The organism is Enterobacter sp. CRENT-193 (assembly GCF_002787395.1).
GTDB classification, from domain to species: domain Bacteria; phylum Pseudomonadota; class Gammaproteobacteria; order Enterobacterales; family Enterobacteriaceae; genus Enterobacter; species Enterobacter hormaechei_C.
Genome location: NZ_CP024812.1, coordinates 75,907 through 88,089 on the forward strand (window position 1 = coordinate 75,907; position 12,183 = coordinate 88,089).

Annotated in this window: 12 protein-coding genes and 2 pseudogenes; 11 read left to right on the plus strand and 3 right to left on the minus strand. The window is 53.4% G+C overall.

Annotated elements, in window-relative coordinates; genetic code table 11:
* The first annotated feature begins 85 nt into the window (after positions 1–85).
* Complete coding sequence (gene fhuF, locus CU081_RS00405; protein ID WP_003856570.1) at positions 86–874, plus strand: siderophore-iron reductase FhuF; 789 nt, start codon at positions 86–88, stop codon at positions 872–874.
* Between the two features lie 77 nt (positions 875–951).
* Here fhuF and CU081_RS00410 read toward each other — a convergent pair whose 3' ends face one another.
* Complete coding sequence (locus CU081_RS00410; protein WP_022650360.1) at positions 952–2,298, minus strand: PTS sugar transporter subunit IIC; 1,347 nt, start codon at positions 2,296–2,298, stop codon at positions 952–954.
* A gap of 328 nt (positions 2,299–2,626) precedes the next feature.
* Between CU081_RS00410 and CU081_RS00415 the strand changes: the two genes are divergently transcribed.
* Positions 2,627–3,085 carry a YbaK/EbsC family protein gene (locus CU081_RS00415; RefSeq protein WP_003856572.1) on the plus strand — a complete coding sequence of 153 codons (459 nt, stop codon included), beginning with the start codon at positions 2,627–2,629 and terminating at the stop codon, positions 3,083–3,085.
* A 37-nt stretch (positions 3,086–3,122) separates the two neighbouring features.
* Here CU081_RS00415 and bglJ read toward each other — a convergent pair whose 3' ends face one another.
* Positions 3,123–3,755 carry a DNA-binding transcriptional activator BglJ gene (gene bglJ / locus CU081_RS00420; protein ID WP_003856573.1) on the minus strand — a complete coding sequence of 211 codons (633 nt, stop codon included), beginning with the start codon at positions 3,753–3,755 and terminating at the stop codon, positions 3,123–3,125.
* Positions 3,752–4,485 (minus strand): annotated as a pseudogene (locus tag CU081_RS00425) (helix-turn-helix transcriptional regulator). Before CU081_RS00425 ends, bglJ begins: the two are co-directional and overlap by 4 nt.
* A gap of 390 nt (positions 4,486–4,875) precedes the next feature.
* Here CU081_RS00425 and CU081_RS00430 point away from each other — a divergent pair.
* The 9 genes and pseudogenes from CU081_RS00430 to CU081_RS00470 all read left to right on the plus strand — a co-directional run bounded on the left by CU081_RS00430 (position 4,876) and on the right by CU081_RS00470 (position 12,159).
* Positions 4,876–5,652 (plus strand): threonine/serine ThrE exporter family protein, encoded by a 777-nt coding sequence (locus CU081_RS00430; RefSeq protein WP_022650357.1) that lies wholly within the window; start codon positions 4,876–4,878, stop codon positions 5,650–5,652.
* On the plus strand, positions 5,643–6,116 hold the full coding sequence (locus CU081_RS00435; protein ID WP_003856576.1) for a threonine/serine exporter: 474 nt from the start codon (positions 5,643–5,645) through the stop codon (positions 6,114–6,116). Before CU081_RS00430 ends, CU081_RS00435 begins: the two co-directional genes overlap by 10 nt.
* Positions 6,117–6,160: 44 nt before the next feature.
* Positions 6,161–6,613 carry a MarR family winged helix-turn-helix transcriptional regulator gene (locus CU081_RS00440; RefSeq protein WP_032608457.1) on the plus strand — a complete coding sequence of 151 codons (453 nt, stop codon included), beginning with the start codon at positions 6,161–6,163 and terminating at the stop codon, positions 6,611–6,613.
* An 84-nt stretch (positions 6,614–6,697) separates the two neighbouring features.
* Positions 6,698–7,126, plus strand: coding sequence for an organic hydroperoxide resistance protein (locus tag CU081_RS00445; protein WP_003856578.1), 429 nt, complete (start codon positions 6,698–6,700; stop codon positions 7,124–7,126).
* Between the two features lie 124 nt (positions 7,127–7,250).
* Positions 7,251–7,796 (plus strand): primosomal protein DnaT, encoded by a 546-nt coding sequence (gene dnaT, locus CU081_RS00450; RefSeq protein ID WP_003856579.1) that lies wholly within the window; start codon positions 7,251–7,253, stop codon positions 7,794–7,796.
* Entirely contained in the window at positions 7,793–8,530 is a 738-nt protein-coding gene (gene dnaC, locus CU081_RS00455) for a DNA replication protein DnaC (RefSeq protein ID WP_003856580.1), read from the plus strand. The genes dnaT and dnaC overlap by 4 nt, the downstream gene beginning before the upstream one ends.
* Positions 8,531–8,614: 84 nt before the next feature.
* Complete coding sequence (locus CU081_RS00460) at positions 8,615–9,097, plus strand: DUF2501 domain-containing protein (RefSeq protein WP_003856582.1); 483 nt, start codon at positions 8,615–8,617, stop codon at positions 9,095–9,097.
* A gap of 271 nt (positions 9,098–9,368) precedes the next feature.
* Positions 9,369–11,660 (plus strand): phosphatidylglycerol--membrane-oligosaccharide glycerophosphotransferase, encoded by a 2,292-nt coding sequence (gene opgB, locus CU081_RS00465; RefSeq protein ID WP_022650356.1) that lies wholly within the window; start codon positions 9,369–9,371, stop codon positions 11,658–11,660.
* A pseudogene (locus CU081_RS00470) lies at positions 11,660–12,159 on the plus strand (GNAT family N-acetyltransferase). The gene opgB and the pseudogene CU081_RS00470 overlap by 1 nt, the downstream one beginning before the upstream one ends.
* The last annotated feature ends 24 nt before the right edge of the window (positions 12,160–12,183 follow it).

Sequence of the window (12,183 nt, forward strand, 5' to 3'; positions counted from 1 at the left end):
ACAGCGCCAGGATAAAACGCTTGCGCTTGGTTTTATCTATAGTTAGGATTGGCAATCATTATCATTTAGATTTGTAATCCACACTATGGCGACTCGTACCGCACACATCGTTGAGCCCCTGCTCTGGCGAGCTCCACTCTCCGCCGGGGAAACGACGCTTGCGGATGCCATTCGGGAAAAAATTGCCGTAACGCGCGCCCATCTGCTGGATTTCATCAAACTGGATGAAGCACCGCCGCATCATGCGCTGACGCTGACTGAGTGGCAACGTCCTGCCGAGCTGCGGTCGCTGCTGGCAACCTATTCCGACCATATTTATCGTAACCAACCTACCCTGACGCGGGAAAATAAACCGCTGTTATCCCTCTGGGCACAGTGGTATATCGGGCTGATGGTGCCGCCTGTCATGCTAGCCCTGCTGACCCAGGAAACGATGCTCGATCTCTCGTCGGAACATTTTCATGTTGAATTTCATGAAACCGGGCGCGCTGCCTGTTTCTGGATTGATGTACACGAAGATCCGAGCGCGAGACACCTGTCAGCGCAGGCGCGTATGGAACGGCTGATTACAAGAGCGCTGGTTCCGGTCATTGATGCGCTGGAAGCGACGGGAGAGATTAACGGCAAACTGATCTGGAGTAATACCGGGTATCTTATCCACTGGTATTTAACGGAAATGAAGCCGCTGCTCGGCGACGAGAAAGTGGATGCACTGCGTCAGAGCTGTTTCTTTGCCAGACAGCTGTCGGATGGACGGGATAACCCTCTTTACCGCACCGTGGTTCCGCGTGAGGGACTTCTGGTACGTCGTACCTGCTGTCAGCGCTACCGTCTGCCGGACGTCCAGCAGTGCGGCGATTGCACGCTTAAGTAGTCTGGCCCGGCCTGATACCCGCAGAGAGAGGGAACAAACACTAAAAACGGCAACCTGCGTTGCCGTTTTGCTTTTACCTAAGCGACCTGCTCATTTTCCTCTTCTCCATTACGCTGTGCTTCTTCCGCTTCCTGCTGAAGCAACTGTTTCTCGTACACCTTGAAGAACGGGAAATAGATAATCGCGGAAACGCAGGCCAAAACCAGCACCAGAATGGCTGCACGGAAATCCCAGCCCAGCGCCCAGGCGGCACCAACCGGAGCCGGTGCCGTCCACGGCACGACGGAAATCACGCGGCCAATCAGATCAAACTTCATCGCTGCCCATGCCAGCACGGCATTAACCATCGGCGCCAGCAGGAAAGGAATAAAGAACACCGGGTTCATCACAATCGGCGTACCGAAAATCACCGGCTCATTGATATTGAAAATGCTTGGCACCACGCTCAGACGTCCAATAGAGCGCAGGTGCGCGGAGCGGCTACGCAGATAGCAGAACACCAGACCCATCGTCGCCCCCGATCCGCCGATAACGATAAAGAACGTCCAGAAGGCTTCCATAAAGATGTGTGGCAAAGGCTGGCTTGCCGCCAGCGCGGTCTGGTTCGCCCCCAGGTTCGTCAGCCAGAACATTTGCAGCATCCCGGAGACAATCGCCGCGCCGTGGATCCCGGCAAACCACAGCAGGTGGCCAATCAGCACCGCCAGCAGGATCGCAGGCAGCGAGTCAGCCGCAGAGACCAGCGGTTTGAATATCGACATGATGGCCTGTGGGATCAGCATACCGAACTGCGACTGGATCAGCAGACTCAGCGGATAGAGCGTCAGCACCACCACCAGCACCGGGATCAGCAGATCAAACGAGTTTTTGATCATCGGCGGAACCTGGTCTGGCAGGCGGATCCCGATATTGTGTACTTTCAGGAAACGCATCATCTCAACGCAATAGATCGCCACCAGAATCGCGGTGAAAATACCGGTCCCTCCCAGGCTATCGACCGGCAAAGCGCCTTTGGTTTTAGGGGCGGCGACCAGCAGGAACGCCATCAGCGACAGCATCGCGCACATGAACGGATCCAGCTGATGGGTTTTAACGTAATGTTTGCCCAGGTTGTAGGCAATAGCCGCACAGATATAAAGGGACATCACCCCCATTGTCATATCAAACGGCGTCAGAATTTGGCCTTCAAACTGCTTCGCCATATCCAGCCAGGCGCGAGCAAAACCCCAGGTGGTATCAGGCGAAAAAGGTGGGTAAGCGAACACTAACAGAAACGAGCCCACAATCATAAACGGCATCGCTGAGATAAACCCGTCACGAATAGCCATAACGTGACGCTGGGAAGAGATGCGCCCGGCAATAGGGCTAACATAATTTTCAACGAAGCGGAAAATCAGATTAAATGCAGCATGGTTGGCAGACATAGCAGATCTCCTGTCATACGTTCGTTTCGGACGTTCTCACGTCACACGTTGTTCCATACATCAGCGTCACAACCTTGCCGGATCGTGTACCTGCGGTACTGCTCAAACGGAATGGTTTCATAATTAGCTCTTATTATTAGATACAGGGGAAGTTACACACTCAGTATTAATCTCTGCATCACGCTCTGCAACCGGTTACTGTAACCGGTTTCCGTGAATGTGAAGGCGATCCAGAAATCGCCCCTGACGGATATTTGTTACTTAAGGGATATTTACAGCGACTAAATTCTTATGACAGATTACGCAGGATATTTGTCAGGAGGAATCAATGAGTTTGCAGTCTGTACAACAGTTTTTTGCCGAACACGCTCCGGATATAGAGATCATTGAGCTTAACCAAAGCACAGCGACTGTTGCCCTTGCTGCTGCCGCGCACAACGTTGAACCCGGCCAAATTGCCAAAACGCTGTCACTAAAAATTAAAAATGACGTGATTCTGGTGGTTGCAAAAGGCGATGCGCGTCTGGATAACAAAAAGCTTAAAGAGACATTCGGCGCCAAAGCCCGCATGCTCAGCAGCGATGAGGTAGTCACCCTGACAGGTCATCCTGTTGGCGGCGTCTGCCCTTTCGGACTGGAAAACCCGCTTTCTGTTTACTGTGACATCACATTAAAACAATACGCGGAAGTGTTACCCGCAGCGGGCGCCATCCACAGTGCGGTGCGTATCTCGCCCGACAGAATGGCGGAACTGACCGCAGCAAAATGGGTAGATGTGTGCATTTGAACGATGCGCCAGAAGCACTCTGGCGCATCATTTAACGCTAAGAGAATGAAGGAACGGTGAGAGCGGAACGACGAACTTCCCGGGCAGGGAGATGCGCCAGGATATCCGCCGCATCCAGTAATCCCACGTCAGAATTGACGCCCAGCTTTACCATGGCGTTAAACTTATGCGCCCGGATAGTTTTAATATTGCGTTCAAGCTGTGCTGCAATTTCAGGGATCGAAAAACCCGATGACATATAACGCAGAATCGCCCTCTCGGTTGGGCTTAACATACGATTGCTAACACACCAGTGATTGTACATGTTGTCGTTCACCTGATGCGTTTCGCTGAGTAATGTCTTCAGGCCCTCCATTAGCTGCTTTAGCGGAACCGATTTACTGATGATTCCATGCAAGCGAGAAGGCGAAAGATGGCTGACCAGCCTCGCCTCCATTTCGTCAGAGGCCAGCACAATACGCTGGACGTCGCTGTGGGTGAAGGTGAGATCCCGTAAACAGGCAAGACAGTTTCTCCGCTCCTCACGCTCATCAGACAGTGAATAGATAACCGCATAGAATGAGATATCCGAGAGCGCCGCTTTAAAGCTGGCGAATCTGCTAAACAGGTGCACCTGGTAATGGCTCAGGCTGGGCATCGCAAAGAGATGCTTCAGCCCCACAGCGCTCATTGAGCAGCTTTCGATGACGGCGATATGTCTTGTTGCAGTGGTCTTTTCCATTCCTCAAACTCTCCATAAGCCGACATTAAACTGAGTTCTCGCATTCCCTGGGTACTGCTTATCCACGCGTACATATCGGCATTACTGCGAAGTGATAAGCGACGCATTGCACTGTTTTTCTGTGCGCTGATCGTTTTATTACTTTTATTCAGTAGTGTGGCAATTTGGTTGATTCCCCAACCTTTACCGAGTAAACGCAACACCTTGCGTTCAGAGTGAGTGCAATCATTTGCTCACTCTCCTCTTCAATATCGGGCGTTTCCGGTATTAATAACGTCTGGCTTATTCGCTCGGCACGTTCACTGCCCGCGCGAATAGCGTTAATGACGCCTTCAATAGGCTCCATATCTGAAAGCAGCGTGCTTTCCGGACGCATAAGAAGCTCTACTGCAAGCGGATAAAGAGGACGCGAGACAAGGAATATCCAGTGAATATCCCGATACTGATTCATTAATCCATAATACTGCTCAAGCGTGCCGCGAGGATTACGATACTCACCCGAAATATCGGCAATAACGACCCCGGCGCGACGCAACTGAAGTAGCGTCAACTCCTGCATCGAACGGCAGTACGTTATCTCAAAATCGGGAAAATGACGCGACATGACGCCACCTAACCCATTTTGCATAACCGGCACTCTGCTAATCACAACTCCGTGTTTACCATTCAATGGCAACATAGACCCTCCATGTCATGAATTCATTATTTAAGAACGAACTAACCCTACGAGGTTAAACACGTTTGTATTCCTTAGTACAAAACGGCTTAATATTCGTAAATCAGAAGAAATGTCACATGGGTTATGAAACGCCCAATACAGTCTTAATATCGCATAAAGACTACAAGAATTTAATTCTGGTTGTGTGAAAAGATCGAAAATATGAAATTAGAAATACTTAATATATTTTTTTTATAAATTCTCGTCACATATTCATTAAATAAATAAAGATACGGCCTCTTCGCCATGCTGGACACGCAACTGATCGCACAAATGTTGATCTGGCCCAGCGCAAAGGGCCCTGCCCTTTGTGTTAAAAGTAAGCAATCTCTCTTCTCTTCAGGGCGTTTCATGCAGGCAAATCGGTCTACGCAACGTGCTACCACGCGGCTATGTATTCAGTGCGGACTTTTTCTTTTACAACACGGGGCAGAAAGCGCCCTCGTCGAAGAACTTTCCACACGCCTTGGTCTGGCGCTGGGGATGGACAGCGTTGAGAGCTCCATCTCGTCAAATGCCATTGTACTGACCACCATTAAAGACGGACAGTGCCTCACCTCCACTCGTAAAAATCATGACCGCGGCATTAACATGCACGTCGTGACGGAAGTGCAGCACATTGTGATCCTTGCTGAACACAGGCTGCTCGATCTGCGGGAAATAGAGAAACGCTTCAACCAGATCAAACCTCTCCGGTATCCACGCTGGCTGGTTGTGCTGATGGTGGGACTCTCCTGCGCCTGCTTCTGCAAGCTCAACGCGGGCGGCTGGGACGGCGCTGTCGTGACCTTCTTTGCCAGCAGCATCGCGATGTATGTCCGCCAGTTGTTGACGCACAGGCAACTGCATCCGCAAATTAACTTCTGCATCACGGCATTTGTGGCGACAACCGTATCCGGCCTGCTTTTGCGCCAGCCTTACTTCGCCAGCACGCCTACTGTTGCGATGGCCGCCAGCGTATTGCTGCTGGTGCCGGGTTTTCCCTTAATCAATGCCGTCGCTGATATGTTCAAAGGCCACATCAACACCGGTCTGGCGCGCTGGGCGATAGCCAGCCTGCTGACGCTGGCGACCTGTATCGGGGTGGTAATGGCCATGACACTCTGGGGGTTACGCGGATGGGCGTGATCGATTTTCTGCTCGCACTGGCGCAGGACATGCTCCTGGCAGCCCTTCCCGCCGTTGGCTTTGCGATGGTGTTTAACGTCCCGCAGCGTGCATTACCCTGGTGTGCGCTGCTGGGTGCCATTGGCCACGGCTCACGTATGATCATGATGACCGCGGGCTTTAATATCGAATGGTCGACGTTTATCGCCTCCATGCTGGTCGGCAGCATCGGTATTCAGTGGTCCCGCTGGTATCTGGCGCATCCGAAGGTGTTCACCGTGGCGGCAGTCATTCCTATGTTCCCGGGTATTTCAGCCTATACGGCGATGATTTCCGCCGTCAAAATCAGCCACTTTGGCTACAGCGAACCGCAGATGATCCTGCTTCTGAGCAACTTCCTTAAAGCCTCGTCGATTGTGGGCGCGCTCTCCATCGGCCTGTCGATCCCCGGCTTATGGCTTTACCGCAAACGTCCACGCGTATAATAAAATAGCTTGCAATTGTATCGCACACTATCTATATTCATTTCATGGATGCAAAAATGAACGACACCACTAACGCGCTTCTGCTGGATAACCAGCTCTGTTTTGCCCTCTATTCGGCAAATCTGGCGCTTAACAAGCTCTACCGGCAACTGCTGGCGCCGCTTAACCTGACCTACCCGCAATACCTGGTGATGCTGGTGCTGTGGGAGCAGGATGATATTACGGTATCAGACATTGGCGAGCGGCTGTTCCTGGATTCCGCCACGCTGACGCCCCTGCTGAAACGCCTGGAAAGTGCAGGATTAATCTTCCGCCAGCGTTCCCGTCAGGATGAGCGTCAGGTCGCCGTCACCCTGAGCGACGCGGGTCGGGCGCTGCAACAGCAGGCCGTGACGATACCCCACGCCGTGGGCTGTGCAGCGCAGTGTGATACCGACACCATGCTGGCGCTCAAGCACCAGCTCGAACTTTTGCGCCAACAGCTTCATCGCGCGTAAGGCTATACTTTACGCGCCTGATTTTAACTTAATACATCGCGCGCTATTTAATAGTGCATATAAACGTAAGATGAGGAACCTGCCATGTCTTTAGAAAAAGTTGTTTACACTGCCAAAGCCAAAGCAACCGGAGGCCGTGATGGCCGCGCAACGTCTTCCGATGGCGTTCTGGATGTCAAACTGGGTGTCCCCAAAGAGATGGGTGGCATGGGGGGTGAAGTAACCAACCCTGAACAGCTGTTCGCTGCGGGCTACTCCGCCTGCTTCCTGGGCGCAATGAAGTTCGTTGCGGCACGCGACAAATTCGCTCTGCCAAAAGATGCCTTTATTGAAGGCGAAGTGGGGATTGGCCCGCTGCCAACCGGTTTTGGTATCGAAGCGAAGCTGAACATCCACGTTGAAGGGATGGACGCAGCGGAAGCCAAAAAACTGGTGGATGCGGCGCATATCGTCTGTCCGTACTCTAACGCGACGCGCGGCAATATCGACGTGACGCTGAACATCATCGCGTAATCAGCTCCTGTGATTTTAGCCCCGGTAAGCGTAACGCCGCCGGGGAAATCCTCTCCTTTCCTCTCCTCTCTCTGTGCTACCATAACCCTCAATCACGCCCGTAGTAATCAGTTGAGAAAGTGTTATGTCCTCCAGAATCCTGACCACCAGCATTGCTGGCATTGATGCCTTTATGCGCGATCCTCGCGGTGTGTTGACGCACGCCGAAGGCGGCACGCTCGCGGTATTTGCCGACAACGCCCCGGCGTTTTATGCGGTCACGCCGGAACGTCTGGCGCAGCTTCTGGAAATTGAAGCGAAGCTGTCGCGCCCGGCGAGCGATGTCATGCTGGATAATCAGTTTTTTGACGAACCCGCCAGCGCTCCGGTGGCCGTTCCAATGGGGAAATTTCCCATGTACGCCGGTTGGCAGCCGGACGCCGATTTTCAGCGGCAGGCGGCCTTATGGGGAATAGCCCTCGCGCAGCCCGCGACGCCAGAAGAGCTGGCGGCCTTTACCGCTTACTGGCAGGCTGAAGGAAAAGTCTTCCACCATGTTCAGTGGCAGCAAAAGTTCGCGCGCAGTCTGCAAATCAACCGCGCCAGCAACAATGGCCAGCCAAAACGTGATATCAATGCCTTTTCAGAACCGGACAAAAAAATCCCTGATGGATTCCGAGGTGCGAAATGAAAAACGTCGGCGACCTGATGAAACGTTTGCAGAAGATGATGCCCGCCAACGTGAAGCCCGCCTTCACCACGGGTGAAGAGCTGCTGGCGTGGCAAAAAGAGCAGGGTAAAATTCGCGCGGCTGCCCTCGCCCGCGAAAACCGCGCGATGAAAATGCAGCGCACCTTTAACCGCTCTGGCATTCGCCCTCTGCACCAGAACTGCTCCTTCGAGAATTATAAGGTCGAGTCGCAGGGGCAGATGAACGCCCTCAACCAGGCGCGCCAGTATGTGGATGAATTTGACGGCAACATTGCCAGCTTCATCTTTAGCGGAAAACCCGGCACGGGGAAAAATCACCTTGCGGCCGCTATCTGCAACGAGCTGCTGCTGCGCGGGAAGTCAGTGCTGATTATCACCGTGGCCGATATTATGTCCGCCATGAAGGACACCTTCAGCAACCGCGAAACCAGCGAAGAACAGCTGCTGAATGATTTAAGTAACGTGGATTTGCTGGTCATCGACGAGATCGGCGTCCAGACGGAGTCCCGCTACGAAAAAGTGATCATCAACCAGATTGTCGATCGCCGTTCGTCGTCAAAACGCCCAACAGGTATGCTGACGAACCACAATATCGACGAGATGACCCGACTTCTTGGCGAGCGGGTAATGGATCGCATGAAGCTGGGTAACAGCCTGTACGTCATCTTCGACTGGGACAGCTACCGCAGCCGCGTCACCGGCAAAGAGTATTAAGATATTTCCAGGGAGCGCCGGAAGAGCAGAGGTATATACTGAACCCACTTCTGGCCCAAAACGGACCTTGTTGAGTAAATCATTATGAAAAAACAGTTTCTTATCAGCATCCTTACTGGCACCCTGCTGGTGACTGGCGCAGCGCAGGCCGCATCATGGCAGGAGTCGCTCTCCAGCGCAGCAAGTGAGTTAACCAAAGAGAGCGGCACTTCCCAGGGCGGGCTGTCAGCCTCGTCCCTCACCGGCCTGCTGAGTAACAGCTCCCAAAGCCTGAGCGCCGGCACGATGAACAATGCGGCGGGCATTCTGGAATACTGCGCGAAGCAGAAACTGGCTTCCGTCACCGATACCGAAAACATTAAAAACCAGGTGCTGGGTAAACTGGGTCTGGACACCCAGGAGCAGAAAGCGGACACCAACTATATGGACGGTATTCAGGGCCTGCTGAACGCGCAAAATGGCCAGCAGCTGAACCTCAGCACCCTTGGAAATTCATCTCTGGCGAAACAGGTGAAAACGAAAGCCTGCGATCTGGTGCTGAAACAAGGCGTTAATTTCCTCTCCTGATCGTCTCCCATTTTCTGCCACAACACGCCGGGTTTATTACGTTAGTCTTACACCGCGGCGTGAAGTGCGTTTTTTTATCCCCTGCCACCACCTCAGCCTCCGTATACCACGATGCGACTGTATTCAAAAATCCGATTTTATAAACCAAATCCTAACAACAGCACACTTTCGTGACACTAAAATTGCAGCTAAGCGACATCGCAATTACATTGTATTACCCAAAAAATAAGCAATTAGCCGGCTAAGCGTCCGGCATGATGAGGATCTGCTGTTGTCAGAGTTAATGTCCCTTGTCCTTTTCCTGGCTTCCATCGGCGTTTATGCCTGGAAAGCCGGTCGTCACACCTGGTGGTTTGTGGCCACCCTGGTGGTGCTCGGCATTTTTATTGTTTTAAACATTACGTTATATGCCAGCGATTATTTTACCGGCGACGGTATTAACGACGCGGTGCTCTACACGTTGACCAACAGCCTGACCGGCGCTGGTGTAGGTAAGTATATCCTTCCGGGTCTGGGGCTGGTGGTCGCCCTGGTGGGCATCTTCGCCGCGCTGGCCTGGGTTCTGCGCCGTCGCCGTCACCGTCCGCATCATCATGGCTACAGCCTGCTGGCGCTGTGCCTGGCGCTGGCCTCCGTGGATGCCAGCCCCGCATTCCATCAAATTACCGAGCTGGTAAAATCCCAGTCGCGCGATGGCGACCCGGACTTTGCGGCCTATTACAAAGAACCCTCGAAGAAGATCGACAATCCCAGACTCAACCTGGTCTATATCTACGGCGAAAGTCTGGAGCGCACCTATTTTGATAACGATGCTTTCCCGAACCTGACGCCAGAGCTTGGCGCGCTGAAAAACCAGGGCCTCGACTTCAGCCACACCATGCAGCTCCCTGGCACGGATTACACCATCGCCGGGATGGTGGCCTCCCAGTGCGGCATTCCGCTGTTCGCTCCGTTTGAAGGCAACGCTTCCGCCTCAATGTCGAGCTTCTTCCCGCAGAACATTTGCCTCGGCGATATCCTGAAAAACTCGGGCTATGAAAACTACTTTATGCAGGGCGCTAACCTGCGCTTTGCCGGGAAAGATGTGTTCCTGAAATCCCACGGTTTCGATCACTTGTATGGTTCCGAAGAGCTGAAAACCACGGTGGCCGATCCGGCCTACCGCAACGACTGGGGCTTTTACGACGATACCGTTCTGGATGAAACCTGGAAGAAATTCGAGGAGCTTTCCCGCGCCGGTAAACGCTTCTCGCTGTTTGCGTTGACCGTCGACACGCATCATCCGGATGGTTTTGTCTCACGCACCTGTAAACGTCAGGGCTACGACATTGACGGTAAAAACAACAAGTCGTTCAGCGCCGTGACCTGTAGCCAGGAGCATATCGCGGCGTTAATCGAAAAAATCAAAGCGTCGCCGTATTTCAAAAATACGGTCATCGTCGTCTCATCTGACCATCTGGCGATGAAAAACAGCGCCTGGGATGAGCTGAATAAGCTGGATCGCAGCAACCTGTTCTTTGTGCTGCGCGGCGATAAACCGCAGCAGGAGATCATTGCCGCTAAACGTAACTCGATGGATAACGGCGCTACCGTGCTGGATATTCTGGGTGGCGATAACTTCATTGGACTGGGCCGCAGTACGCTGTCGGGCCAGTCCCTGTCGGAAATCTTCCTCAACATGAAGGAAAAAATCCTCGCCTGGAAGCCGGATATCATTCGTCTGTGGAACTTCCCGAAAGAGATAAAAGACTTCACCATCGATCAGGATAAAAAAATGATCGCGTTCTCCGGCAGCCATTTCCGCCTGCCACTGCTGCTGCGCGTGTCGGATAACCGCGTCGAGCCGCTGCCGGAAAGCGAATACTCCGCGCCACTGCGCTTCCAGCTGGCGGAATTCGCCCCGCGCGATAATTTCGTCTGGGTCGACAAATGCTACAAAATGGGCCAGCTCTGGTCGCAACAGCTGTCGCTGTCCACCGACTGGTGCGTCTCTCAGGGGCAACTCGGCGGCGAGCAGACCGTGCAACACGTTGACAAACCGCAGTGGCAGGGAAAAACCGCGTTTAAAGATACGGTTATTGATACCGCACGCTATCAGCGCAACGTTGACCTGCTGAAAATCGTCGACAACGACATTCGTTATAAAGCAGACAGCTTCATCTTTAATGTTGCCGGCGCGCCGGAAGAGGTGAAGCAGTTCAGCGGTATTTCGCGGCCGGAATCATGGGGGCGCTGGTCTAACGCCCAGTTAGGCGATGAGGTGAAAATTGAATATACCCATCCGCTGCCGGAGAAATTCGATCTGGTGATCACCGCCAGGGCATTTGGTCCCAACGCGAATCGCCCTATACCGGTGCGCGTCGGCGATAAAGAACAGACGCTGACGCTGAGCAATGATGTCACCACCAGCACGCTGCACTTCGATAACCCAACGCGCAGCAATACGCTGGTCATTGTGCCGCCCGATCCGCAGTCCACTAACGAAGGGAATATTCTCGGTCACGCTCCGCGCAAGCTGGGGATCGGCATGGTGGAGATTAAAATTGTGAGCAGCGCTGGCTGATGACGGCGTTCACCCTTCGCCCGACGCGCATCGACGACGTCGCTGCCCTGCCCGCCATCGAACGTGCGGCGGGGCAGCGGTTTCGCGACGTTCCTGAGCTGGCCTGGCTGGCAGACAATGAGGTTATTTGTGTTGAAGATCACCTCGGTTACGCCGGACGCGGATTAAGCTGGCTGACGACAGGCCTGTGGGCTTTATTCTCGCCGAAGCTCATCCATCGTCGCTGTTTATTGTGGAACTGTCGGTTCACCTGGACTGGCAGGGACGAGGTCTCGGACGCCAGTTAATCGCCCGTGCCGCCGCGCATGCCCGCAGTCTGGGGCTGAACTCGCTGACGTTAACGACGTTTCGTGATGTCCCGTGGAATGCGCCCTTCTACAGGCGATTAGGGTTTGAAATGCTGACGACGCTGACGCCGGAACTGCGCCAGAAACGCGAGGAAGAGACGGCGCACGGTTTAGCGTATGGTTCCCGCTGCGCCATGCGCCTGCCTCTGTAAGATCGCCCGGTGGCGTTGCGCTTA

Bases quoted from the DNA above. Each gene is read 5' to 3' on its own strand.
- bglJ (WP_003856573.1), bottom strand. From the start codon at position 3,755: ATGAGCGCTGTGGGGCTGAAGCATCTCTTTGCGATGCCCAGCCTGAGC.
- CU081_RS00430 (WP_022650357.1), top strand. From the start codon at position 4,876: ATGCAGGCAAATCGGTCTACGCAACGTGCTACCACGCGGCTATGTATT.
- CU081_RS00445 (WP_003856578.1), top strand. From the start codon at position 6,698: ATGTCTTTAGAAAAAGTTGTTTACACTGCCAAAGCCAAAGCAACCGGA.
- dnaC (WP_003856580.1), top strand. From the start codon at position 7,793: ATGAAAAACGTCGGCGACCTGATGAAACGTTTGCAGAAGATGATGCCC.
- CU081_RS00410 (WP_022650360.1), bottom strand. From the start codon at position 2,298: ATGTCTGCCAACCATGCTGCATTTAATCTGATTTTCCGCTTCGTTGAA.
- fhuF (WP_003856570.1), top strand. From the start codon at position 86: ATGGCGACTCGTACCGCACACATCGTTGAGCCCCTGCTCTGGCGAGCT.
- CU081_RS00440 (WP_032608457.1), top strand. From the start codon at position 6,161: ATGGATGCAAAAATGAACGACACCACTAACGCGCTTCTGCTGGATAAC.
- CU081_RS00435 (WP_003856576.1), top strand. From the start codon at position 5,643: ATGGGCGTGATCGATTTTCTGCTCGCACTGGCGCAGGACATGCTCCTG.
- dnaT (WP_003856579.1), top strand. From the start codon at position 7,251: ATGTCCTCCAGAATCCTGACCACCAGCATTGCTGGCATTGATGCCTTT.
- CU081_RS00460 (WP_003856582.1), top strand. From the start codon at position 8,615: ATGAAAAAACAGTTTCTTATCAGCATCCTTACTGGCACCCTGCTGGTG.
- CU081_RS00415 (WP_003856572.1), top strand. From the start codon at position 2,627: ATGAGTTTGCAGTCTGTACAACAGTTTTTTGCCGAACACGCTCCGGAT.